Below are 444 nucleotides of genomic sequence, written 5' to 3' on the forward strand. Positions count from 1 at the left end.
TTTCGTAGATTATCGCAGTTGGGAGGATAAGGTCAGCTACTTTTACAGCAATTCGTGGATAAAGATCGCTTACGATGATGAGGTTGTCCATTTCGCGAGCTGCTTTGATCCAGAGGTTTTCGTTTGCAGTGTTTTGCCCTGGGTTATTTACTTGAACCCAGATAAATTTCACCTTGCCATCTTCAAGATCACGCATCCTTTTTACGTAGAGTGATTCTGATACGGCATTTAGTGTGCCAGCAGGTAGATTTCAAAGTTATACAGAGATCTCTCTGTGTTTTGGATTGCCGACAACCATGTCAGCTGGTAAACTGTGAACGAATGTTTCAACCTCACTTGCTGTTCCGTACGTACTTGGCTGACCTATAAAATAAATAGAATCTGAGCATGTAAATTCTTGCTTGTCTAGTAAGAAGTTCACAATATTAGTTTCAACATTTAACC

The 444-nt window shown here is 40.3% G+C and carries 1 pseudogene; it reads right to left on the bottom strand.

What is annotated here, in order from left to right:
- Window positions 1–444 (bottom strand): annotated as a pseudogene (locus CYP26_RS10195) (molybdopterin-dependent oxidoreductase); the annotation flags it as partial.

The sequence above is a fragment of the Campylobacter concisus genome (assembly GCF_002913225.1).
GTDB lineage: Bacteria > Campylobacterota > Campylobacteria > Campylobacterales > Campylobacteraceae > Campylobacter_A > Campylobacter_A concisus_J.